At 41.2% G+C, this 23,642-nt stretch carries 17 protein-coding genes; 4 read left to right on the top strand and 13 right to left on the bottom strand.

Going from position 1 to position 23,642, the window contains the following annotated elements; translation table 11 throughout:
• Positions 1–199: 199 nt before the first annotated feature.
• A complete protein-coding gene (locus HC643_RS23485) occupies positions 200–589 on the bottom strand; it encodes a type II toxin-antitoxin system VapC family toxin (protein WP_038080344.1) in 390 nt (129 codons plus the stop codon).
• Positions 586–822 (bottom strand): type II toxin-antitoxin system VapB family antitoxin, encoded by a 237-nt coding sequence (gene vapB, locus HC643_RS23480; protein ID WP_038080346.1) that lies wholly within the window; start codon positions 820–822, stop codon positions 586–588. Before vapB ends, HC643_RS23485 begins: the two co-directional genes overlap by 4 nt.
• Positions 823–1,120: 298 nt before the next feature.
• Between vapB and HC643_RS23475 the strand changes: the two genes are divergently transcribed.
• Positions 1,121–2,026: an aldo/keto reductase gene (locus HC643_RS23475; protein ID WP_038080348.1), complete on the top strand. Its 906-nt coding sequence runs from the start codon at positions 1,121–1,123 to the stop codon at positions 2,024–2,026.
• A gap of 133 nt (positions 2,027–2,159) precedes the next feature.
• Positions 2,160–2,732: a hypothetical protein gene (locus HC643_RS23470; protein ID WP_038080349.1), complete on the top strand. Its 573-nt coding sequence runs from the start codon at positions 2,160–2,162 to the stop codon at positions 2,730–2,732.
• An 81-nt stretch (positions 2,733–2,813) separates the two neighbouring features.
• Here HC643_RS23470 and HC643_RS23465 read toward each other — a convergent pair whose 3' ends face one another.
• Positions 2,814–3,062, bottom strand: a complete 249-nt coding sequence (locus tag HC643_RS23465; protein ID WP_038080350.1) for a Ycf34 family protein — start codon at positions 3,060–3,062, stop codon at positions 2,814–2,816.
• An 86-nt stretch (positions 3,063–3,148) separates the two neighbouring features.
• Here HC643_RS23465 and HC643_RS23460 point away from each other — a divergent pair, with 86 nt between their 5' ends.
• Together HC643_RS23460 and HC643_RS23455 are read left to right on the top strand one after the other, a co-directional pair.
• Positions 3,149–4,405, top strand: a complete 1,257-nt coding sequence (locus tag HC643_RS23460) for a tRNA nucleotidyltransferase/poly(A) polymerase-related protein (RefSeq protein ID WP_038080351.1) — start codon at positions 3,149–3,151, stop codon at positions 4,403–4,405.
• A 311-nt stretch (positions 4,406–4,716) separates the two neighbouring features.
• Positions 4,717–6,195 (top strand): serine/threonine-protein kinase, encoded by a 1,479-nt coding sequence (locus tag HC643_RS23455; RefSeq protein WP_038080352.1) that lies wholly within the window; start codon positions 4,717–4,719, stop codon positions 6,193–6,195.
• Between the two features lie 5 nt (positions 6,196–6,200).
• Here HC643_RS23455 and HC643_RS23450 read toward each other — a convergent pair whose 3' ends face one another.
• From HC643_RS23450 to HC643_RS42180, 10 genes are all read right to left on the bottom strand, one after another.
• Positions 6,201–7,133, bottom strand: coding sequence for a Tll0287-like domain-containing protein (locus HC643_RS23450; RefSeq protein WP_038080384.1), 933 nt, complete (start codon positions 7,131–7,133; stop codon positions 6,201–6,203).
• Between the two features lie 804 nt (positions 7,134–7,937).
• Entirely contained in the window at positions 7,938–8,300 is a 363-nt protein-coding gene (locus tag HC643_RS23445) for an FAD-binding domain-containing protein (RefSeq protein ID WP_038080353.1), read from the bottom strand.
• A 48-nt stretch (positions 8,301–8,348) separates the two neighbouring features.
• On the bottom strand, positions 8,349–9,290 hold the full coding sequence (locus HC643_RS23440; RefSeq protein ID WP_050045241.1) for a leucine-rich repeat domain-containing protein: 942 nt from the start codon (positions 9,288–9,290) through the stop codon (positions 8,349–8,351).
• 94 nt (positions 9,291–9,384) lie between these two features.
• On the bottom strand, positions 9,385–10,524 hold the full coding sequence (locus tag HC643_RS23435) for a hypothetical protein (protein WP_050045242.1): 1,140 nt from the start codon (positions 10,522–10,524) through the stop codon (positions 9,385–9,387).
• A gap of 2 nt (positions 10,525–10,526) precedes the next feature.
• On the bottom strand, positions 10,527–11,540 hold the full coding sequence (locus HC643_RS23430) for a metal-dependent hydrolase (protein ID WP_072040705.1): 1,014 nt from the start codon (positions 11,538–11,540) through the stop codon (positions 10,527–10,529).
• An 81-nt stretch (positions 11,541–11,621) separates the two neighbouring features.
• A complete protein-coding gene (locus HC643_RS23425; protein ID WP_038080354.1) occupies positions 11,622–12,380 on the bottom strand; it encodes an ATP-binding protein in 759 nt (252 codons plus the stop codon).
• A gap of 68 nt (positions 12,381–12,448) precedes the next feature.
• The gene (locus tag HC643_RS23420) at positions 12,449–12,973 is read right to left on the bottom strand and encodes a DNA-binding protein (protein WP_082051602.1); all 525 of its coding nucleotides are present in this window, start codon (positions 12,971–12,973) and stop codon (positions 12,449–12,451) included.
• Positions 12,974–13,299: 326 nt separating this feature from the next.
• Positions 13,300–13,527 carry a hypothetical protein gene (locus HC643_RS23415; protein WP_153021552.1) on the bottom strand — a complete coding sequence of 76 codons (228 nt, stop codon included), beginning with the start codon at positions 13,525–13,527 and terminating at the stop codon, positions 13,300–13,302.
• 98 nt (positions 13,528–13,625) lie between these two features.
• Positions 13,626–14,591: a GNAT family N-acetyltransferase gene (locus HC643_RS23410; protein ID WP_050045244.1), complete on the bottom strand. Its 966-nt coding sequence runs from the start codon at positions 14,589–14,591 to the stop codon at positions 13,626–13,628.
• Positions 14,592–14,690: 99 nt separating this feature from the next.
• Positions 14,691–23,558 (bottom strand): LamG-like jellyroll fold domain-containing protein, encoded by an 8,868-nt coding sequence (locus HC643_RS42180; protein WP_167844739.1) that lies wholly within the window; start codon positions 23,556–23,558, stop codon positions 14,691–14,693.
• Positions 23,559–23,642 lie beyond the last annotated feature (84 nt).

Raw genomic sequence — 23,642 nt, 5'->3', positions numbered from 1 at the left:
ATCATGCAAAACTACGTAACGAAAAGTAAAATTTCTGTATTTGGCTTTTAGTAGCGCTTTAGCGTATGTATCGCAACTACAAACGAGAGAGGATTATTTACACCTGATATGCTGGTAGTAGTAGCGACCGCATGGAAAAGTTAATTGGTAAGTGGTTTTTGGATAGCGATCGCTATCTTAATTTATTGAATTGGTGTTTTTACTCCCAAATCCTTTCAACTGAATATGTATCAAAAACTGCATCTACACTTAACAGAGGCATTTTTTCAAATATTGATTGAGCTATTAAAATTCGGTCAAAAGGATCGCGGTGGTGACTTGGTAAAGCTTCTAAGGCATAAATATGAGATAATTCAATGGGTAATAATTGTAAATTATTCACTTGCTGTTGAGTTGTGATTAATTTAGGAAGGGGTGAGTTTAAATTTAGCTTACCTAGCTGAGATTTGATTTGTAATTCCCAAACACTAGCGATGCTGACTACCCAAAAGTTGTTAGCATCGGTTAATAAATTTCTTACTTTCTCAGATAGCTTTTCAGGATTTCCTGCTACCCAAATAAATACGTGGGTATCTAATAAAAGTTTCATACCTGACCCTCACCTAACCAAAATTCATCTGGTAAAGGGTCATTAAAATCATCGCTCATCCAAATCTCTCCTTGGTTCAGACCCAATACCCGTTTCTGGGATGATTGTTGGGGATGAGGATATTTTTGTACTAAAAATTCAACGAAATCCAGAACCTGTTGTTGCTGTTCGAGTGGTAAGGTTTGCAGCTTGGCAATTAATTTTGAGGTGGTATCTACAACTTGGGAAGTCATCTTGCTCTTTCCTTTTAGATATCTTACTCTACGTTACTTTCACAAACACAAGAAATATTTTGTCATTCGCATAAAAACTCAAGTTGTGGGTGTAGCAGTACTGTATATTATGGAAGTCGCTTGAGATATGAAAAATCCTTAATTTTACTGACTATTTTAACAAAACAATGGATAAGCCTTTTAAGTGGACCTATAAGAGCAAAGTTTTGGCTACTTAATGGTCTAGTTATTTACGCCGTGCTGTACTAGTAGTAGTTTAGCAATGTCCACCAATAGCCAGTTTATTAGGAAAAAGCAGATGAGGTTAAAACTTTCTACTCAAGGACCTGATGTATCAAGGATTGTCTATGGAGTCTGGCGTTTAGCCGCCGATCCTGCGGGAGTTACTCGCGACAGAATTCTTGAGAAGATTCAAACCGCAATAGAAATGGGAATTACGACTTTTGACCATGCGGACATTTACGGTAACTACTCTTGTGAGGAGTTGTTTGGGTCAGCATTAGCCAATTCCCCCACTCTTAGAGACTCAATGGAGTTGATAACAAAGTGTGATATCAAGCTAGTATCTCCCAAGCGTCCCGCCCATAGCATCAAGCATTATGACACAAGCCGGGAACACATTATCTCTTCTGTAGAAACTTCTCTTCGCAACCTCCGCACGGATCGCATAGATGTTCTTCTCCTCCACAGACCTGACCCACTTCTAGATGCTGATGAGGTAGCGGGTGCTTTTACCGACCTTCGCGAACAAGGGAAAGTACTTCATTTTGGAGTGTCTAACTTCACTGTTCCTCAAATGGAACTTCTCGCCTCACGACTCTCCTTTCCCCTCGTCACAAATCAGATTGAGATAAGCGTCCTTGAAATGGCTTCACTTCAAGACGGAACTCTCGACTATTGCCAAAAACTGCGAATTTCTCCTATGGCTTGGTCACCTTTGGCTGGAGGAACCCTGTTTGCAAGCAATAACCCCAGGATTGTGCGCGTGAGGGAATCCCTGCAACAGGTTGCGCGAGAGCAAGGTGCAACGGAAGAGCAAGTGGCACTTGCATGGCTCCTGCGACATCCCGCCCGGATTGTTCCAGTCATTGGTACGAATAATCTTGAGAGGTTGAAGAACCTTGCTGCGGCTAACCGCTTTATACTTTCTCGCGAGCAATGGTTTGCCATCTGGACTGCATCAATAGGACATCCCGTCCCGTAAAATGCCAAACAATTCACAAACCCTATAACTACTCACTGTACCAAAAGTACAAAGTGGCATTTTACTACAGCCAAGCCTTGTGCGATCGCTTTACCATATATTTCCATCTACGTGCTCATAGGGAAACCATCTCATGTTGCCTATTCCTGGAATGATATTTTTATTATTCTTTCCGGCAAATCTTTGTATCTTGAGACAAGTTCTTTGGGGTCAGGAATTAAGCTATCAAGTACTAGCTGTAGGGATATTTTTGTTTTGTATAGAACAAGCCCGGATGGCGGCTTGGGATTTGCAACAAATTGCTGAAGCAAAGAAGCAAGTTCGGGACAGACGTCTGGATACTTTCTTAAAAATTACTACCAGTACAATTTTTATAGAACTTTTAGGATTTTACACGGCATCAATTTGGCTGGGATGGGGTTCGATTTTAATTTTATTGAGCCAAGTGTGGTTTAACTTATTTGCTGGAGTCAAAATTGATACCTCTTCGCAAATAGTCCTTCAGTCTTGGAAAATTTCCGAACGTTACAGCGTGTTAATTGCCGATTTTCTGGGACTGGTGTTAGTGAGTCTTTGGATGTTACAGATTGCTTCGGTACAGATAACTTGGTTACTTTTTGGGATGGCGATCGCCTACTGCGCTCTTAAGTTAGTTTTATTCCTAAAAAATGCATTTTTTGTTGAGACTAAAGAAGCCGGAGGCTAGTAAGGTACACTCTCTGTTGGGCGATCTGTTCCCCGATCCCCAATCCCCATTCTCTAGCCCCTTTCACAACACCGCCAACTATCAAGTTGGCACTAATTCACCGGGACGTAACTTAGCCCACTTACCCATTTCGCGCTTAAAGCTGAGACATCCCACAACATCCCATTCCATTTCAATGACATCCTCACGCGGGCGGATGTTAACATTAATGGAAGGTTCATTAGGCTCAAAATCTGGTGTTTCAGTCAAGTGGGGCTGCTCGTGCTGCGTTTCTACCGCGTGGTAGGTGAGACAGCGATCTACATAATGGCAGTTCACGCAAATACACATAATCGAACCAATTCCAGGAACCTTTATTGATACTCTAGCTTAACCGCAATTGATATTGCCCGGTCTTTGGGTTTAATTTTATTACGATGAATATTCCAGTTCCTTCTACTTTATCCCCAGATTATTGGCCTTTTAGCTTTGAGTTATTGCCACAACCAGCTTATATGGTGGGTGGTGCTGTGCGGGATGCAATCCTCTCTAGGACACGGGAATATCTGGATCTAGATTTTGTAATACCATCTAACGCTGTCAAGACAGCTCGTAAAATCGCTTCACATTACAAAGCAGGTTTTGTGTTGCTTGATGCAAAAAGACAAATTGCTCGCGTGGTGTTTCCTCAAGCTACGGTTGACTTCGCCCAACAGGAAGGCGAAAGTTTGACAACTGATTTGCGAAGACGGGATTTTACAGTGAATGCGATCGCATACAATCCCTATACTCAAGAAATCATCGATCCCCTTCAAGGCTATGCGGATCTGCAACAGCGGCTTTTAAGAATGATTTCACCTGCTAACTTAGAAGACGATCCATTGCGGTTGATGCGAGCATACCGCCAAGCCGCACAACTTGGTTTTACGATTGAGTCAAATACACAAGACACAATTCGCTCTTTAGCTCCATGCATTAGCAAAGTAGCAGCAGAAAGAGTCAGGGTAGAATTAAGTTATATGCTGAACTCATCCCAAGGAACTCCCTGGGTGATACAAGCTTGGGAAGATGGTTTGTTAGCGCAGTTCTTCCAATACTCGACAAAAGACAGTGTTTCGCTACTTTCAGAAGTTGACAAAGCAGCATCTCAAATAGCACAAACATGGAATCAACTTGGAGTAGAGCTTTCCCAGTATGTACGCGAGACTGTTAAAACGACATGGTTGGGAATTGCAAAACTAGCTTGTCTTGTCAATCCACAACCAGAGACAGCAGAAACTGAGTTGATGCAACTCACCTACAGCCGTGCTGAAATTAAAGCTGTTTTGACAGCTTTAAAACTGGTACCACAGTTTAAGACACCTCAATTGTCCATACGAGAACAGTACTTCTTGTTTCAAGAAGCAGGAGCGGCATTTCCGGCAATTGTTGCCTTAGCCGTAGCAAGAGGAACTCAGGTAGGGGAGACTGCACCCTCGATCGCCCGCTACCTTAACCCTGACGATCTGGTCGCTCATCCCACATCAATAGTGAGTGGCAATGATATAATAATAACCTTAAAAATTCCTGCTTCGCCACTAGTAGGTAAACTGCTAACCGAAATTGCTCTAGCCCAAATAGAAGGTAAGGTTTCCACCGCAGCAGAAGCAATAGAGTTTGCGGCTGGGTTACTCAAATCAGTGAATAGTCCGTGATGGCAGAAATTCGCCCGTCAGAGGACACAAGGCGCAAAAGCTTTAACTGTAAGCTTTTTGTTTGTTATTAAAGGTAATGAAGCAGATTGAAAAATCCACCCAAGGTAATTGAGGAGAACTTAGAAACGTTACAACAACAAGGGCTTAGGCTGACCGCTTGTTTGGGAGACGTCTGTCAGGAGAGTTGAGGTTTGCTACTGTGTTTGGATAAGCTGACTTTTTGGCTCACACGACAAAATGATTAAAAACGATCGTCGTTTGGGATGCGTCAGTTCTATTAGGTAAAATTTTACTTAAACAACAACACAACCATGCTAGCTGAGATTCAACCAGGAACTTTGATCGGTCATCGCTATCTCATTAACAAGCTTCTTGGAAAGGGAGGCTTCGGAAGAACTTATCTAGTGTATGACACTCAGCGGTTTGGTGAACCTTGTGTTCTGAAAGAATTTGTACCTCCAAACACCTCAGAGCGTTTACTTAACAAATATCGCGACCTATTTGAGCGCGAAGCAAAAGTTTTATACCAAATCAATCATCCCCAAATACCGAAATTTCTAGCTTGGTTGACCGAGGAAGAGCGGCTGTTTATCGTACAGGAATATATTGATGGTCGAACCTACTCTCAACTGTTGCGCGATCGCCTTTCTCAGCAAAAAAAGCCTTTTTCTGAAGCTGAAGTTATCCAATGGTTGTTAGAGTTGCTATCGGTGTTAGATTATCTTCACCAGTTGAACATCATTCATCGGGATATTGCACCCGATAATGTTATCCATTCCCAAAAACAGTCTAAACCCGTGCTGATTGACTTTGGAATTGTTAAACAGAAAGTTTCTGAGGTTTGGAACACCGACCCTGAAAACGACCAGCACTCCGTTATGGGTTCAGTAGTAGGCAAAATAGGCTATTCTCCACCAGAGCAACTGCGTATGGGACAATGCTATCCCTGTAGCGACTTATACGCATTGGCTGTTTCTGCGATCGTTCTTATGACTGGAAAAATGCCAAATTTATTGCTCGATCCGTCTTTGAAGTGGAAATGGCGCTCCTACGCTCAGGTCAGTCCCCAATTGGGTGAAATACTAGAAAAAATGTTAGCGGAGAATCCATTAGACCGTTACCAATCAGCCAAAGAAGTTATTGATGAGTTACAAAGCTGTTCGCATCTTGCATCGGGTAATTCTGATGCGATCCTACTCGAACAAAAGGTACAAACTGACCGCAACAGCGAGCTGAAAACGGCAAAGACTGGAGAAGCAAAAGACAATACACCAGAGAAACAAAAATTTTCAGATATCAAGACAAGTATTGAAAATACGCTTGGTATTAACTCTGAGTTTTTAGCATCTTGTCAGGAAGAATTAACTAGTTTTGTAGGACCGTTTGCTAGTGTTCTGCTAAAAAATACTTTAAATCAATTCCCACAGCTTACACCCAACGAACTTGTTGAACGACTGGCTGTAGCAATTCCTCATCCAGAAAGATCGCGAGAGTTTAGAAACCGCGCTCAAATTCTGCTGTCACAAACAGGAAGCCCTCAAGAAACTACTCTCTTTCAGGATGTGGTAACTAGCTTTCCGGCTGCTAACGATCCCGAGTTTTTACAATATTGTCGTAAAGAACTCGTGAGCTTTGTAGGACCTTTCGCAACCGTTCTTATCGAAGATACTATAGCAAATAACCCAAATATTACACCAGAGCAATTGGTAGAAGTCTTAGTGGCAAAGATTCCCCACCAGCAAAGAGCACAAGAATTTAGAAATCGCATTCAAATAAAGTATAAAAGCTAAAAGCTTTATCCTTTTGGGCGTTGCTGTTCAAAACTTTGAATGGCCATCAGCAAACTCAGCTTCATACGAGTAAAAGCTTCTACAAGAGAACCTATTTCATCTTTGGATACTTTATCAAATTCAGCATCAAAATCACCAGTACTCACCGCTTCTGCAACTCGAACAACCCGCTTGATAGGTTGGATAACATATCGCTTCAGCCATAGATTCGCTACATATATAGCGATCGCAAAAACGAGAGTTATAATTCCTATCGATAACATCAAGGCTTGGTGAGCTCTTACAAGAATTATATTTGCTGGAACGGAAACAATTTGAGCGCCATTAATTTCATTCAAGTTCCAACCAAATCCATGTTCTGTTCCATACACCTTAATCATTCTCTTGGGAGCAACATCTGGACTGCTATGACATCTCAAACAAGTTGAGTCTGTTAAGGCTAAAGGGCTAGCAATGTAAAAGTATTTTTCTCCGTTCATCAAACGATATCCAGATGTTATGTTTTGCAAATTATTAGCCTGTTGCAATTTTTGCACAATTGTTGTTTCAAAACTATCTGCTAAATCTTGAGGATTGGTAGGATTTAGCATGGCGTCCTTGTAGAAGAAATCATTATAAGTTGCATCTTGTTTCTGGAGATTTACAAAGACTTTCCGGGCTGAGTAAGATGGGATAGCTTGCAGTGCAAATTCATCTTCTTTTAAATGTCGTTCCAAGACTGGTTGCACTTCATCATTTGTGTATTGCCTTATAGCATTGATATTCTGAAATATAAAACGAGCTCTTGATTTGACTGCTATTTCAGCTTGGTAATTTAACAGATGAGCAAAAGCTATACTGCTTAATGTAATTCCTCCAATAAAAATTATGAGTAGCAATGTGGTTAACTTGGTAGCTAATGTTAAATTTTGAAACTTTTTTGTTAATTGTTGCAACATATATTTTAAGGATGCATTTCCTGGAAAAATCAAAGGAAGTTTTAACTTTTTTTTAACTTTTTTTTAAGTAGATAGGCACAGTTAAAGTTAACCGATTGGGGTCGTTATTTATTATTTGTAACGGCAACAAATATATTAAGATTTTTAACATAAATCTGTTTGTTTCCGCCCGCCTACGTTTTATAAATGTTATCACCATCACCTTATACCAAATCCGTTTCTCCAAACCCTTTTACCCTATTCGACCCTACCTTCAACCTCAGTTTCCGAATTGCCGACCTCCCCACAGGACAACTAGCCGTTCACGAAGTGTGGCACAGCCATAGCCCAAATCACCAACTATGACCAATACGGACGCCCCAACGGTGGCACCCTCCTCAACCCTCAACAAATCTGCTTTCTTAGGAGCAGGCGCACAGGCGGCGATTGCCACCCCCTATGAATGAAACAAACACGAGCAATTTTTGACTAAGCCTTATTTTACAAGCTTTTTGGCTCGTGTTTCTTGAAAGCAGCAAGCGAACTGGCGATCGCTTGAACCACTTCTGTTGCTCCTGGTTAAGCGCAGTGAGGACTAAGTATATTGAAGAAGGCACGCAAGCGAGGGCAGGGGCAGAAGGCTATGTAAGGTTTTTACCATAAATGTCCACCTGTAACTGCCCTGTCTTAATAGTTAGGGACGGATAACAATTTCAGTAAACCAACCTTTAAGTTTTTTGCTCATGCAGCACGTCTTGAAAATTCCTCTCTATGCCATTAGAGAGGCACTCTACCAACGCCCGTTACAGGGCTTATGCTTAATTCTCAAGAAAGAAACTCTTTTTCCTGAAATTGCTTGTACTGTTTATCTTTGGACTCAAAGTATTTTTCAACGGTTGTTTTCGTAGCAATAGCACTTTCTAACTCATCCCCACCAGATACCAATAGGCGTTCTCGCACGCGCTTGCGGATATCGGAGACAATTTTCCCGTTGACGAGGCGAGTTTTTGACCAATCTAGAATGGGTGGTGGATATAAACCGTGCTCAATGTACTTACCTTGGAGAATATCCTGTAAACTGTGTCCCAGCAACTTCGGTATCCAGTGGTAGATAAAGCGCAAATCTGAATCTTTTTCTTCAATATTTTTATTAGGATTGTAGATCCGATTATAATATGACTTGCACAATCTTGAGTGATTCGGCTTTAACTACCAGGGAATTGATAATGTCGGCATTTATTTATTGATTGTGTGGAAATAGTAATCAAGAATTTCATTGGCATTCCTCGAACATCTCCAAATTTCCTTTGGCCCCAACATCTCAGATGGGATCGGGACAGGGTTGCCACGCAGATCGAGATTTTCCAAGTTTGGCAGTTGTTGAATTTCCGGTGGCAACTCACTCAATCGATTAAATTTGAGGTCAAGCGAGCGCAAATTGGTGAGTTGAACTATTTCTGCTGGCAGTTGGCTTAGGTGATTATAACTGAGGTCAAGGGATTCCAAGTTGGTGAGTTGGACAATTTCTGCTGGCAGCTCGCTTAGTCCATTATTCCTGAGGTCAAGCAATTCCAAGTTGGTAAGTTGACCGAATTTACTTGGTAGTTCCCTTAGTTGATTCTCACCAAGAACTAGCAATTTCAAGTTGGTAAGTTGACCGAATTCACTTGGCAGTTTCCTTATTTGATTCATGTAAAGGTTGAGCGTGTTCAAGTTGGCGAGCTGCCCAAATTCACTTGGCAATTCCCTCAGTTGATTCTCTATAATCCAGAGCGATTGCAAGTTAGTGAGTTGACCAAATTCACTTGGCAGCCTACTTAGGTGATTGTCATCGAGATATAGCACTTCCAAGTTGGTGAGTTGACCGAATTCACTTGGCAGTACTCTGAGTTGATTACCTCTGAGGTCAAGCCATTGCAAGTTAGTAAGTTGGACTATTTCTGGTGGTAGTGTACTTAGTCCGTTATATCTGAAGTATAGCGTTTGCAAGTTAGTGAGTTGGACTATTTCTGCTGGCAGCTGACTCAGGTGGTTCTCACTGAGGGCTAGAGTATTCAAGTTGGTGAGGAGTCCGATTTCAGGTGGCAACACTCTCAATTCCTCAAACATGAGTACGAGTTCCGTTGCGCCTTCTGTTGCTGCTTTTTCTATTACCTCTAATAGTTCTGCCTCGTTCATAAACATTCTCTTTCGATAAATTGGCGAACGCATTTGGTGCAAATGCGATCCGATAAGGGTCTTGGAGATGACCCAATCCATAGGATTAGAGGTTTTATTTTTTTGTTGTACTACTTGATATTGTGATTGTGGTTGTGTATTTTCCGTTATTGCCAGTCCAAGGTTTAATGCGTCTAATATGTCCGTTTTTTGGAGAGCGTATTAAGGGGATTTGGTTGAGTTTTTCATCTACACTCGCTCTTGATAGTGAGAGTTGCGCTAGTTGATACTCGCGCTCTCGTAATGCTTGCTCGTAAATCTGCTGCTGCCTACTGTATTCTTGTTGTAGCTGTTGTTCTTTGTGCGATCGCTCTACTTTGTCAATCGAAGCAGCATACTCTATATGTTGCCTCCTATTGATAGCAGCTTGCAACCGAGATTTGCTCCCCTCCAATTCTGACTGTGCCAATTGCACAGCTAACTGTAGTTGTTGCAATTGCTGCTGTTGTTCAATCGCGGAAGCATTAAGTTTTCCCCTAGCCAGCTCCAATGCGGATCTAGCCTGCTCCTGCTCTCCCTCAATCTGGCGTAGCTTTGCCTTCTCATGCTGGATAATTTCGCTTTGCAATTTCAAATCCTGCATAGATTGCAGTAGTTGGCGCTGCTCTTCAGTTTTTTGAGCAGCAGCTTGTAAAACGACCTCTGCTTTCTCAACCTCAGCCCTTCTCTCTGGGTTATCAGCTTTCAGAACAGAGGTTCTAGACTCAAGTAGCGATCGCGCCTGATTGAACCGCAACTGTGCCTGGGCTATAGCCGCCTCCTCCTCCGCGTAGTTAGCTGGTGGTATGGGATTGGATTGCTGTAGTGCTGTTGGAGGGTTAGGCTTGAAAATAGGCTTAGCTTTTAAATTGTTAATTTGCAACTCAACCGATTTGCGCTGTTTCAGTAAGCGATCGCGCTCAAGCTTATTATCCGAAATTGTTTGTCCCTCCTTGATTTCGTCGCCTTCCCTGATTAATAAATACGATGGATTGTCAAGTGTTATAGACAGCCGTAAACTTCTTGACTTAGACTTTGCACCCGACTTGCCTTTAAACACTTCAACCGGAATATCCTCTTTCGGTTCTGGGGTAGTTTGTGTTTGTGCTTGTGCAACTGGCGTTTGTACTTTAATTGTCAAAGTTGGTGAGTATATTGCTATCCCACACACCGTTGCTGTTAAAGTTGCGAATATCGCCCAAAACTTCTCAGTCATAGTCATAATTGCTTGATTAAAACCTCTCCTGAAAAAATAAAGAATTCTTCAAGAGGTTGCAGGTCTTTACGTGAGGCATGGTATAAGGTGATATCATCACCCGTTCTAGTTACTGTTGCCATCATTCCAGGTTTAGGAATTGGTAACTCTATATCTTGATAATCCTCAATTTGGAGTGTTCCTACAATAAGAGAATCAGATGAAAGAGAATCTATCCACTCTTGTGCTTCAACCTCTTCAATTCGTTGTCTCTTAATTTTGATTGATAATTTATCAGACAGAACATCAATTCGCTTAGGAACAACTTCGCCTGTTTCACCAACTTGAAAGATTTCGCCAGTTGTAGATTTTACGGTCAATACATTGCCATTAGCAGCGATCGCCCAAAACTGTTCGTTTACAAGAGAACCATCAACTTTACGATTCCCCTGAACTCGAATTAAAATTGCTTTCTGGTTCTCTTGTCTGAGCAGTTCTACAGCTGTTTGGGGAGTTGGAAATAATAGTTGTGTAGCCCATCTGCCAATCCCCCCTCCACCTGTTACCACGTAAAAAGCTATGCAGAAAATACAGACCGAACACACGAGAACGGCATACTCGCCTGGTTTTCCAGTTTGAAGCCTATTTCTCGGATTGAGTCCTCCCACCCAAATATCTTTATTAATGGGCCAGAAAAACTGACATCCCAAGCGAGTAAAACAGTCTGAGAAACAACTGAGCAAGTGACCGAGAGGCATCGCAACCCACAACTGCCAACCGTAGAGGAACAGAAGAGGCAGGGTAATGAGTGCAAGCGCAAGACTGAGACAGATCGAATGGGTCACTGATCTGTGAGGATAACGTTCTTCAATAAATCTAGCCAATGGGAAAAACGCCAATCCAACCCAGCTTTTAGTTGTATCTAGGTCGGGAATTTGAGAACCAATTCCCGCTAAAAGCAACACGCGAGGGTCAGCACTACCAGTGATGCAAGTGACTCCAGCCAAACTAATCGCACAGTGCGTGATTGCCATCATAAATCGCTTTCTTCTTCAACAAATAGGAGCTTTACCAAAAAATACAGCGCAATACCAGCAAAAAACTTAAATATGCTTCATTCATTTCCTTCTATTTCCTTTAGGAAAGAGTAACGCTAAACTACGGAACGAGAAAAACAAGGTAATCGCTAATCCCCCAACAACACGCAAGAATATATCACCAGTAGCTAATCCGATAAATCTCACAGCCCCTACTAGACCAGTGGTAGCTAGTAAGAATGGTGTGATGTCTCGGTAGTTACTTCCATCATGTGGCGAATCAACACCCTGTTGCAGCTCGAGCACTAATCTTTGAGCCAACAAAGGATTACCACCAGCTTTGCTCGCTAACTCTGCTGCTTTAAGTGGCGTAATCGTAACTCCCAGCTTTGCAGCTTCAGTCCAAATAATGCTTCTTGTCTGCTGCTCATTGAGAGGTGGTAGAGGTAGGTAAGGAATTTTAAAAAGCACGCCTTCTAAATCTCTTCTGTTACCTAAAAGCAATAGAGTATGGCCCTCTTCCCAAAGCTCCTCAAGCCATCCCTTAAGGCTAGCTGTCCATTTGTGTGCATTATCAGCAATCAAAATGGTGTCGCCTAGATTGGCCGCGATCGCATCTTTAAGTTGTTTTGCGGTCAGTGCCCTTTTCTGTTCCCCCGTTTCTTCATCAATCTTGTGAGTCTCAAGACCTAGATTTTCAGCAATCATTTGCAGACATTTTGTGTTATCACCGCGATAGACACCGTAAGCACAATCAAGCTGTTCTTGTATCAGTTTTGCCAGGTATGTTTTACCTGCTCCTGATTCGCCAATAACGCAGATTGATTTCCCTTGCTGCAAGCTGCTTAGAACTTGGTTGGTAATTGGCGATCTAAAATCTGTTGTCTGGTTTACCCGGATAGGGATAGCTACTGGAATTGCGCGATCGCCATCCGGGTGAAGGTCTCCGGGTCGTAAGCTTCCTGCCTTTGCTTAGACTTTTGATTGAATTTAGCTTGCACGGCTTCGACCTGTAGACGCAAATCTTCAGGCAGTTTATCTGGGTTTTCAAGGAAGAAGTCGGTCAAGACATTTTCACCTAACAGCATTGCCGCCGCACGCTCCGCACTACGTCTTCCAACTAAAGCTAGGTCGTCTTGAGGTGCGGTTGTGTAAACTCCGGGTGCAGATGGGGATGCGGAGGATGCAGAATTTTCAATTGTTGCAACTGATTCCTCAGATTGTTGAGCAATCTTGGTACTTGTTGCAACTACTATGGCAGATTTTTCCTGCTTCGCTTGCTCTGCTCGCCATTCATTGAGGTATCGCATCACATCCGTATTACGTCCCCCTGTTATTTCTCGCACGGCATCTCGTGTAATTTTTTTATTTTCTTGAGACATAGTATGGCAAGCCTCAAAAACTTTTTCTCTTAAGGATTTTGATTTTGGCATGATTCTATGGTTCGAAGATTGATGCAAAAATTTTACGTCGCATTACCAAATTTCTGAAAGCGCATTTTCACTGGATGCTATTTAAAGAAATTGCTAATTAGCCGCATCAAAATCGCATCAAACTTCCGCCGAAAACCGCATTCTATCAATAAAGCAGACTGACGACTGACATGGATGAGCTTACTAGAGGAACAATTTAAGAAGTATAAAAATATTCTCTAAGAAGGACTTTTGGTGTTTGTCTCGTGCCAAGGGACGACACATTTCCAATTCTTGACCCCATGGGACTGGAATAATTGTTGAATGCACTTCAACAGGCATAACAATTATTTTATTTTCTGTTCCAGATAAATCCGGGGACTGTGTGTACCCATTATGGGCAATTTTTCTGGAGAGTGGTCTTTGGTTCCGGCTTGGGAGGAGTCAAAGATAGAAGTGTGCCAGGGGCATCCATTACTGGCTGATATGGCAAATGACTTGGTGATGAGGAAGCGGAGCGAGTACGTGTTGGGCGATCGCTTAAAAAAATATCCTCTATCGCGTAACTTAATCATTTTGAATTGTCCGGCAACGTTGGGTATGCTCAACGTCAACGCCCTAGAGTGGGCTGGTTTTGGACCGGATTCCAATAAATTGGTGACAACAAAGGAAGTTATGAGAAGCGATAATTCAATAATTTGTAGCTATACCGCGATTCCGAAGTCAAAATTGTATAAGGTTTGAGATAGCGATCGCACCATTTCAGCATGGGTTGATTGCTGCTAGATACAGCTAAAGTTCCATAAAAAATATTACTATTGACTTGGATGTTAATGGACTCAATTAATAAAGAGATGGCTCTCCCCATTTTCTGAAATCTTTCTTCCACAAACATAATCGAATAACGCACAGTATCCGAGTCAATGCGATGATTAATCACCCAACCTACGACTTCTCCTTGATAGCGTAAACCTAAACTATTGAGAGGTTCAAGGCGGATATCTGGACTAAAGGGACTCAAGAGTTCGGGATAAGCTTGACGTTTAATAATACTTGCTTTATCTGCTTCTGTGAGTTCTACCCAAGGAAAAATAGTAAATTTATCTGGTAGTGAATATTGATTCAGCCAAGGTGCTTGCAGAATATTATCGCGATTAGATTTAAATAAGATAAAGTCTGTTTGAGGGGGTTGCCATTCTTGTTTTTTTAAAATGGATTCTAATGCTGATGTTGTTAACTCTGTGACGCGGTATTTAACTTGAATTTGAGGGGCTTTTAGTTTAATTAAGGCTTGTTCTACGTGTTTTAATAGTTGATTGCCAATTCCTTGATAGCGACATTCAGGAATAACAAAAAAAGAAATAATTTCGACTGCATTAGGTAATAATTCAACGATGATTAATCCCACCATTTTTGCATTAAGAAAAGCAGCTACACCAGCTAAATGACCCCTTACTCTTGTACTTTGCCAGCGTTTTTTTATACTGGGAAAACTTAACGGTTCAAATTCAACTATATTGTCAACAGTTAAATTATAAACCCATTGATATTTGATTTTAAGATTAGATTCAAAATCAGAAGATAAAGAATTCGATGAAGAATGAAATTTTGAGATATTTGGCTGATTGGGCAATGTCATGGCAATGTAATTTCAATGTTTGGGAATAAGAGACGCAGAGCCTGTTGACCGCAGGCTACGCGTCTCATCTGATTGCAAGCAAATTTTTTACATCAACTATTAAACAATAGTAATGGCTAAATCGTTGATGTAAGTACTGCTGAAACCACCTAAAGCGAAGGTTTGGTTATAAATATTGATACTTCCTTTGGCAATGTCGAAGGACCGATCGTATACAGGTCCAAAATCTTTACTACCTTTGGATAACCAGACATCGTACCAAGCTGAACCTTGAAGAGCAGCAATATCAAAGTCAAGATCGAAGACGAGGTCAACTTTAGTAGTTAATTTTGGATTAACCAGGTCAAACTTGAGAGCGTAATCTAACTTGCTATTATGATTGGTGTCCATACCAGTCAGCAAGTCAATAGAGACATCATCTCCCGCTGTGAAGGATTTGGTAGTTCCATTTTCTAAAATCACCTGTCCATTTAAAGAGTCAAAGTCTAACGCATAGCTGGTTTTGAGAGAAATATCGCCAATCAAATCTAAATCCAATAAATCCCATTCAACTCCTGCCACACCAATATTAAAATCATTTTGCCAAGCATTGCCCAGCGCTTGCATATAAACATTGCTGGATTGTTTCAAGAATTTTTCGACAATCAAGTCATCAAGGGATATCTCGGTTGATAAGAAAACATCCTCAGCACTACCAGAAAGAGTATTATCATCTGCGACTGTACCACTTACAGCAATATCTGGAGAGCTAAGAGTAAAGTCAGCAAAATCGAAGAAAGTTTTAGAATATTCCCCATCTCGAGTATCAAACTCAAAATCAATTGAATAATCGATGTTTGTCCCCAATTGGTCAGCAATGTCATAAGTGTATTTACCAACTTTGTAATCAATGCTGGCATAGGCACCCAAATAGAACATCAAACCAAGGTCGAGGTAAGCACTGACATAAGGAGTTGTGGTTGAAAATGATGCACTATCCGAGAGACTGTAGCCAGTAGAGATAGTGACCTTATCGCCAATTGCCACTTTTTTAGGAGCGTTGACCATGATGTCAAAGGGCAAGGTACTATTAATTGTACCTGAATCAATTTCATAGCCAGTGCGGAAATGAAAGTCCCCAGCAGTACCACCACCAAAGTCGATAAAACCAAAGTCTTTGTTGAAAGTGTAGTTCCACTTAATCGGGTCGAAGGGTTCCCAATTAAACGCTGTTTTAATTGAACTTCCACTACCCCAGGTACTTTGATTAGTTGAAGAGAAAGTTACTTCATATATACGAGAAGTTCCTCGATAGTAGTAAACATCCCCATTAGCAGCCCCAATTGCTAAATCTAGATAGCCGTCACTATCTAAATCTCCGATAGTTGGGGCTGCATTCGTGCCGACATCAATACCGTTGAAGGGGTTATTACTGCCTGTTTGTTGGGTGAAAGTTCCATCACCATCATTTTGGAAATATGAAATTGTACCATCACCACTACCAACGATTAAATCTAAATAACCATCGTTGTTAATATCGGCAAAGGTGGGAGAAGCATTTGAAGCAACAGCATTATAGCCATTAATACCACCATCATTGAAACTAAATGTGCCATTGTTGTTTTGATAATAGAATATCCCACCAACATCTTTGCCAATGAAAGCATCTAAATCGCCATCGGTGTCAATATCGGCAAAGGCTGGGCTAGCATAGCTTCCAACATCAATCCCACTGAAAGGATTATCGCTACCAGATTTTTCACTATAATTGCCGTTATTGTTTTGCAAGTAGCTGATTGTACCCTCATCATCACCAATGACAACATCTAAATCCCCATCATTATCAACATCGGCAAAAGCAGCTTTGGGGTTAAAGCCAACTGTACTTAGAGATTGAGCATAAGCAGGATTATTTGGGCTAGCACTACTTGCTAAGATACCATCAATATTTTCGTAATATTGAAACCCCCTAATATTTGTATTAGACATCTGTGCATTTTTACCAACAAAAGCATCTAAATCTCCATCTCGATCGAGATCGGCTAAACTTGGCGCAGCATGAGAAGCTGTAGAGAGAGTTTTATCATTAAACTCACTAAAGGCATTGCTTTGACCATTTCGACTAAACACATCCTTGAAAATGCTTTTTTCCAAGGTAATTGTTGCCGTATCACTGAGTTCCCCGTCACTGGCTGCAACTGTCAGTTCAAAGCTTCTGGCAGTACTTTTAATCAGATTTTTACGCTCAGTGGCAGTCAAGTTAGGATTGATGCTCAGTTGACCGGTGGCTGAGTTAATAGCAAAGAAATTATTACTGTTACCATTAACAATACTGTAAGTGAGGGTATCACCATTATCATCACTGGCAACAACTTTGCCGATCGCATCTCCTTTATCGCTTTGAGTTCCAAATTGATGAATGTAAAAACTCTGGTTGTCCAGAACAGGTGCTTCATTGACATCGGTAACATTAATCGTTACTGTTGCGTCATCTGTTTTACCTGCTGAATCAGTTACTCTGACAGTCAATGTATAGCTCGTAGCAGTTTCATAGTCTAATTTACTGGAGTTAGCACCAATGGTGATTTGACCTGTTAAAGAGCCGACGTTAAAAATGTTACTTTCATTACCAGCAGTAATTTGATAGTACTTACTATCTCCGGCATCGGGATCAGTTGCAGTGACTGTCCCGATAACGGTATCTTCGGCAGAACCTTCTGGGATTGAGAAGCTGTAATTATTGATGATTGGTGCTTCGTTGACATCTGTAACTTTTATTGTCACCAACTTAGTAGAGGTTCGACCATTGGTATCTGCAACTTTGACTTCTATTTGATAGCTATCAGCAATTGTTTCATAGTTTAATTGAGCGGAGTTGGCAACTGTAATTTCACCAGTGGAGGCATTGAGAGCAAAAATACCTTGATCGTTTCCAGAAATGATTTTATAGGGAGTAGTTGCTGCTGGATTGTTAATCGCAACTGAACCGATGCTGGTACCATTAGCGCTATTTTCGGCAATTTTGAAGCTCTGTTGAATGACAATATTGCTAGCTAAGTCCAGACTGGAAACTCCAGCTAAGGTAGCAAACTTAGTCCCTGCAAATAAAAGTCCTCCGGTTGCTGCATCAAAGCTAAATTGTTCGAGGGAAGTTGCGCCAAAGCTGGAGGCGATAATAATGCGATCGCGTTCTGTCTGGGCTTGAGCAACTCCAGTAGCCCCTAAAAACACTAACCGTCCGGTGGAGCTACTTTTTGTCACAGTCACGCTGCAGAGGGTTTTGGTCGGATCGGCAGCAATACGGAAACCGAAAATTGCTGGATTGTTGGCATCGTATAGTACACCCGTGTCTTCTTTATAGCGATCCATGCCATCGACGAGATAATAGCGATCGCTAGTTTCGGTAATTTCATAGAACCAATCGGGGATACTTAAAGCCGTTTGGGTAGTAGTTGTACCATCACTATAAGTGAGGGTTACATTCATCGTAGAGCTACCATGTGTGGCTGATGCGAATAAATGAACTTCGGCATACTGCTTGGATTCAGTCGTGAAAGAGAAATATTCTCCATTGTTCGTAACAACACGAGCATTTAAGCCATTATTGTTGTTATGGTAGCTAAGCTTGACTTCTGGGCGATATCCTTGAGCGCCAAAATAACCATCATCAGGTAAACCATTACCGCTACTAGATAAACTCTTAGCAAAGTTGTCTGTCACCAGTACATAAGCATTGCTATCCATGACAGTTGCATCCTGGGTAGAATCACCAGAGTTGTGAATCACATCTGCGTTAAAGATGGAACTGACATTAAATTGAGTGTAAGGATATTTGGTAGGAGTGAAATCCTGAATTGTATCAACAAAATGGGAAACTTCGGTAAAGATAAAATCATCTGACCCTGCGCCACCAGTAAGGCTGTTTTGACCGCCGTTACCAGCAATAATGTCATTACCAGCACCACCGCTAATTGTGTCATCCCCCGTACCACTAACAAGAGTATCATTACCAGTGCTACCAGTTAAGGTTTGGGGAGCAGCAGCTGCATCATAATGCTCCTGAACTTGTGTCCCAGACAATGCAGTATTATAAAGGGCGACTTCATCAATAATGCCATCAAAGTAGTATCCATTACCAGTATAACTACTAGTATTTGAGAAGCGAGTCTCGCCAGACATTTGTGCGATCGCCACATCCGTAGTATGGCTGGGAATAGCTGTAAAGCTGGTTGTAGCCGTCCCAATTGCTTCTCCGTTGACATAACCTGTCAGTTTTCCAGCATCAAAAACCAAGACGACATGATAGATGTTACCGATGCTAACTGCTTGACTCAGCCAATTACCAGCTTGATTGACCCAAGCACCCATTTTTAGTTGCGTACCTTCAAGGAAGATATTTAAACCGTTGGTTTGTCCTCCTTGCTCGTAGAGAACTTGTGTACCAGTTAATTTATCAGCCTTAAACCACAGTTCGATAGTTTTCTGGCTGTAGGAATTACCAGCATTAACACTAGTATTATCGGGAATGAGAACACCGTCGTTAATACCATCAAAATCGGCTGCAGTATTACGATAACCTGACCAAACTAAACTTGACGCTCCCAAAGTAGGACTATTGGAGTAAGTACCATCTACTGCACTACCTAAACTCCCTAAATTATCTGCAACAGTTCCAGTACTGTCACCTAAGCGCCAGTAAGCAATGGGATTATCAGATTCTACTTCTTTGCGATATTCATCTTTGATGTAGATACTGTTACTGAGATTAAAACTACTAGGATTTTTCAGGGTCGCAAACTGAGTTCCATCAAAAGATAATGCTCCGGTGGTTGAGTTATAAGTGAAGTTATTAACCTTAGCCCCACTAATACCAAAACCATCACGGCTAACTGCGATTAAATCTCCTTCGGTGCCATCGAAATCGGTAATAGTATCGATACCTTCAGATAAAGAATTAAATACAAAAGTATCTGCACCAGCATTACCAGTGAGAGTATCATTACCTGCACCCCCTTCTAAGGTATCGTTACCACCGCTAGTTTCAGCAATAAAATTATTTCCCTGTCCGTTAAAGAGGGTACCATTATTGCCATTTCCTGTTAAATCGGTGATGGTATTGCCACTAATACTATTTTCATTAAAGTTCCAGTAACCGACTAAACCAGTTTCCTTACCAGTTAAGGTTGCATTTAGATTATTACTAATTTCTGTGGCGCTACGAGCAACATTCCAAATCCGAACATCATCAATTTGTCCGTAAAAATATCTACCTGATTGCTGCTCGTTCTCACCAATCAGAATATTGTAATTGTTGGTAGGGATAGCACCGCTAGCAGTGGTTTGACCGTTGAGAACCCCATCGATATAGATTTGTAATTTACTGCCATCATAAACTGCCGCAACGTGGTGCCACTGACCATCATTCACAGTAGTAGTGCTGTTAACACCACCAACACCTTCAATATAAAAATTCAGGGTATTCTCAGTGTCGTTACGATGTAAGCGCCAACTATTATCTCCTTTGGTAACAATAGCTTGCCAATTTTTTGTAAAACTATCGACCTTAATCCAAGTCTCAATCGTAATCGCACTAGTTATGCTATCAAAGTAAGACTCATTGGCAATTTGGACATAATCGTTGACGCCATCTAAATTCAGAGTATTGTCATTACTATCGCCAACGAGAACATCATTGCCACTTCCACCTTTGAGATAGTCATTTCCCGCACCCCCGACTATTGTGTCATGACCAGCATTACTTTGAAAAACAATATTACTTCCCCCTCCATTCACCAGGGTACCGTTATTGCCATTTGCGGTTGAATTTGCGATCGCAGTGCTGCTATTCGTATCTTTATTAAAGTTCCAGTAACCAACTAACCCTGTTTGTGTTCCATTCAAAGTGCGATTGTAGTTGGTCTTAATTTCTGTTTCGGTGCGAGCTACATTCCAAACTCGGATTTCATCCATCTGTCCGGAGAAGTAATTGGTTGCTTCACCGTAATTAGGAAGAGCAATTTTTAAGGTCTCGCCACTATTGTCAACATTGTTAGCAGCATAAGTGCTACTGGTGGTAACATTCACACCATCTACATAAATTCTCCCCGTGCCAGCAGTACCGCTACTATAATCCCAAACAACTGCTACATGGTGCCATTGACCATCATTAACCGCTGTACCACCCTTAATATAGCTATTGCCGTAACCGACAAATTCAACTTTACCTACAGAGTTAATATAAAAAGCTTTTTCACCTTTTTCCCAACTCGTATCGCCATCATTTTTGACCAGAATAGCCTCGGTTGTTCCCGTAGTTTTAATCCAAGCTTCTAGGGTAAAATCCCCTGTTGCTAAATTGATTAAACCAGCATTGAGATTCACATAATCATTGACTCCATCCAGGTTAAGAACGTTATCATCAGAATCGCCATCACCGACAATCGTATCATTCTCCGTTCCGCCAACAAGATAGTCATTATCGCCACTACCAGTTAAGCTTAAGGGGATAGCTGCAGCTTCTTTGATGTAGATACTGTTGGTGAAATTAAAACTAACAGGATTTTTCAGGGTCGCAAACTGAGTTCCATTAAAAGATAATGTTCCGGTGGTTGAGTTATAAGTGAAGTTATTAACCTTAGCCCCAATAATACCAAAACCATCACGACTAACTTCAATTAAATCTCCTTCGGTGCCATCGAAATCGGTAATAGTATCGATACCTTCAGATAAAGAATTAAATACAAAAGTATCTGCACCAGCATTACCAGTGAGAGTATCATTACCTGCACCCCCTTCTAAGGTATCGTTACCACCGCTAGTTTCAGCAATAAAATTATTTCCCTGTCCGTTAAAGAGGGTACCATTATTGCCATTTCCTGTTAAATCGGTGATGGTATTGCCACTAATACTATTTTCATTAAAGTTCCAGTAACCGACTAAACCAGTTTCCTTACCAGTTAAGGTTGCATTTAGATTATTACTAATTTCTGTGGCGCTACGAGCAACATTCCAAATCCGAACATCATCAATTTGTCCGTAAAAATATCTACCTGATTGCTGCTCGTTCTCACCAATCAGAATATTGTAATTGTTGGTAGGGATAGCACCGCTAGCAGTGGTTTGACCGTTGAGAACCCCATCGATATAGATTTGTAATTTACTGCCATCATAAACTGCCGCAACGTGGTGCCACTGACCATCATTCACAGTAGTAGTGCTGTTAACACCACCAACACCTTCAATATAAAAATTCAGGGTATTCTCAGTGTCGTTACGATGTAAGCGCCAACTATTATCTCCTTTGGTAACAATAGCTTGCCAATTTTTTGTAAAACTATCGACCTTAATCCAAGTCTCAATCGTAATCGCACTAGTTATGCTATCAAAGTAAGACTCATTGGCAATTTGGACATAATCGTTGACGCCATCTAAATTCAGAGTATTGTCATTACTATCGCCAACGAGAACATCATTGCCACTTCCACCTTTGAGATAGTCATTTCCCGCACCCCCGACTATTGTGTCATGACCAGCATTACTTTGAAAAACAATATTACTTCCCCCTCCATTCACCAGGGTACCGTTATTGCCATTTGCGGTTGAATTTGCGATCGCAGTGCTGCTATTCGTATCTTTATTAAAGTTCCAGTAACCAACTAACCCTGTTTGTGTTCCATTCAAAGTGCGATTGTAGTTGGTCTTAATTTCTGTTTCGGTGCGAGCTACATTCCAAACTCGGATTTCATCCATCTGTCCGGAGAAATAACTGGTTGCTTCACCGTAATTAGGAAGAGCAATTTTTAAGGTCTCGCCACTATTGTCAACATTGTTGGCAGCGTAAGTGCTACTGGTGGTAACATTCACACCATCTACATAAATTCTCCCCGTGCCGGTAGTACCGCTACTATAATCCCAAACAACTGCTACATGGTGCCATTGACCATCATTAACCGCTGTACCACCCTTAATGTAACTATTGCCGTAACCGACAAATTCAACTTTACCTATAGAGTTAATATAAAAAGCTTTTTCACCTTTTTCCCAACTCGTATCGCCATCATTTTTGACCAGAATAGCCTCGGTTGTTCCCGTAGTTTTAATCCAAGCTTCTAGGGTAAAATCCCCTGTTGCTAAATTGATTAAACCAGCATTGAGATTCACATAATCATTGACCCCATCCAAATTGAGAACGTTATCATCAGAATCGCCATCACCGACAATCGTATCATTCCCCGTTCCGCCAACAAGATAGTCATTATCGCCACTACCAGTTAAGCTTAAGGGGATAGCTGCAGCTTCATAATGAGTTTGAATTCTCGATGCTGAAAGTGCCGTGTTGTAAAGTACTACTTCGTCGATAATACCGTCAAAATAGTAACCGCTATCCTCTGTAGTACTGACAGTATTAGAGAAGCGAGTATCATCACTAAGCCGAGCAATCCCAATATCTCCAGTATGGGTAGGAATAGAAGTAAAAGTAGTTGAAACAGTACCAATCGATTTTCCATTCACATAGCCTGTCAGTTGTCCGGCATTAAATACCAAGACTACATGATAGGTTTTATCTGCACTAATCTCGTAGCTCAGCCATTGCCCAGAATTACTTGCCCAAGCGCCCAGTTTCAGTTGATTATCTTTTAAGTAAATATTCAGTCCGTTGGTAGTGTCTCCTTGTTCATAAATAATACGTGTTCCAGTTACAGTATCTGCACTAAAAGTCAATTCGATAGTTTTTTGCGAATATGAAGCGCCTGTATTGATACTGCTATTATCGGGAATTAAAACACCATCATCTACACCATCAAACTTAACTGCGGTATTGCTATCACCAATCAATCCTGAGATTCCAAATAAAGGACTACCCGAATAAGTTCCATCGACAGCACTACCCAAACTTCCTAAATTATCTGCAATAGTTTCAGTAATTTCACCTAAGCGCCAGTAAGCAATGGGATTATCGAGGAGGATTTCACCCTGGTATGTTGCCATAATTATGTGTTTTAATTCTCACTTTTTTATACTTACAGTTTGGCTTATTATTTTTGCTTTGTCTACAGAAACCATTGGTAAAAG

Source organism: Tolypothrix bouteillei VB521301, assembly GCF_000760695.4.
In the GTDB taxonomy this organism is placed as follows: domain Bacteria; phylum Cyanobacteriota; class Cyanobacteriia; order Cyanobacteriales; family Nostocaceae; genus Scytonema; species Scytonema bouteillei_A.
The sequence above is the reverse complement of the archived record's forward strand: the minus strand, read 5'-3'. Positions and strand labels throughout refer to the sequence as shown.